Genomic DNA, 1,797 nt, shown 5'->3' with positions numbered 1-1,797 from the left:
GCCGTCGGCGTGAGCGCGCCGGTGCGCCCCACGCGGATTTCGATCTCGCGCAGGGTGGTCTGCTTCTCCTCGGGCGGGTATTTGAAGGCGACCGCCCAGCGGGGGAACTTGGCCGTCGCGCCGAGCCGCTCCCGCTCCGCAAAGTCGTCGACCTTGATGACCGCGCCGTCGATGTCGAAGGGGAATTCGTACCGGTGATCCCCGATCCGCCCGATCTCCGCAATCGCGTCGGAAATATCGGTGAACGCCTTGTAGGAGGGGATCACCTTGAAGCCGAGCGCCGCCAGGTAGTCGAGCGACTGCTTATGACCTTCGAGGCTCTTTCCCTCGATCCGCTGGATGTTGAAGACGAAGATATCCAGTCCCCGCCGCGCGGTGACGCGGCTGTCCTTCTGCCGCAGGGAGCCCGCCGCCGCGTTGCGCGGATTTTTGAAGGGCTCCTCCTCGTTTTCGAGCTGCCGGGCGACCACCCGGTCGAAGCTCGCGCGCGGCATGTAGACCTCCCCGCGCACCTCGAGGAAGGGAAGCTTTTCAGAGAGGGTCATCGGGATCGACCCGACCGTTTTGAGGTTCTCCGAGACGTCCTCCCCGGTGACGCCGTCCCCGCGCGTCGACCCGCGCCAGAAGGCGCCGTCCCGGTATTCGAGCGAGACGGACAGGCCGTCGATCTTCGGCTCGACGATGTAGACGGGGTCCGCCACCGTCTCGCGCACCCGCGCGTCGAAGGCGGCGATGTCCGCCGTGTCGAAAACGTCCTGTAAGGAGCCCATCTGGACCTCGTGGCGCACGGGCGCGAAGGTGTTGAGCGCCATGCCCCCGACGCGGCGCGTCGGGGAATTTTCGGTCGCGAGCTCGGGAAACTCCGTCTCGATGTCCAGCAGCTCGTGCAGCAGCTTGTCGTAGTCGTAGTCGCTGATCGAGGGGTTGTCGAGCACATAGTATTCATAGCTGTATTTTTCCAAGACCGGGCGCAGTTCGCCCGCCCGTTTTTCCGCCGTTTTCCGGTCCATGCCGTTTTCCTCCAATTTGGTTTCATTCCCTGTTATTCTATCACAAATCCCCGCCTCAATCCACATTTTTAAAGCTGTAATCGTTGACCTTGTCGATGAGCCCGCGGTTGTCGCCCGAGATATCGGTGAACGACTGGGGCACCTCCCCCACGATCACCGTTTCGGCGATGCAGATGTCGGTCGAGACGTCCGTCTCGACCGTATAGAGGGGCAGGATCGCCGCCACGCGGGTGTTGACCGTCACCATCACCTGGTGCAGCGTCTGGTTGATGCCCGCCGACTGGAATTTGTTGTAAATCTGCGTCTCGGTGTAGCCCATCGGCACGACCCTGAACCGGACGCTTGGCCCCCGCCCCGACAGGAAATGCCCGCCGAGCAGGGTGCCCAGCGGAAGGTCGACCGGCTGTTCAATCCCCCGCTGGAGTTCGTCGCTGACCGCGTTGTTGATCTCCGCCTTGAGCCGGTTGAGCGCGACCATATTGGTGGTGACCGTCGTGACCTTGCCCTTCTCGTCGAGCACGGCGTTCATGATCTTGCCGTAGGTGACGTTTTCCTCGGAAATGACCCGCAGCACCGCGTCGTTGACCGAGCGGGTCGCCACCAGCTTGGATTGGTAGGTCGACACCGTCGAGATGAGCGGCCGGATGCGCCCGTCCGCCCAAAACGCCGCCAGCAGGATCAGCATCCCCGCCGCAAGCATCCTGAGCGCGCGCACCTTGCGGCGGCTGATGCGGATGGTAATCGGTTTCATCGCGCCGCCCCCTTTAAATATGCGTCTATATAAATG

General features: G+C 62.9%; 2 protein-coding genes. Both read right to left on the bottom strand.

Features of this window, described 5'->3' with window-relative positions:
* Positions 1-1,010 (bottom strand): NAD-dependent DNA ligase LigA (gene ligA / locus RDM88_RS12750; RefSeq protein WP_308755199.1); only part of this gene is annotated, 1,010 nt, incomplete at its 3' end.
* Between the two features lie 55 nt (positions 1,011-1,065).
* A complete protein-coding gene (yunB, locus tag RDM88_RS12745; RefSeq protein ID WP_308755198.1) occupies positions 1,066-1,761 on the bottom strand; it encodes a sporulation protein YunB in 696 nt (231 codons plus the stop codon).
* Between the last annotated feature and the right edge of the window lie 36 nt (positions 1,762-1,797).

It is taken from the genome of uncultured Anaerotruncus sp. (assembly GCF_902490045.1).
Classification (GTDB): Bacteria; Bacillota; Clostridia; order Oscillospirales; family Ruminococcaceae; genus Anaerotruncus.
The sequence above is the reverse complement of the archived record's forward strand: the minus strand, read 5'-3'. Positions and strand labels throughout refer to the sequence as shown.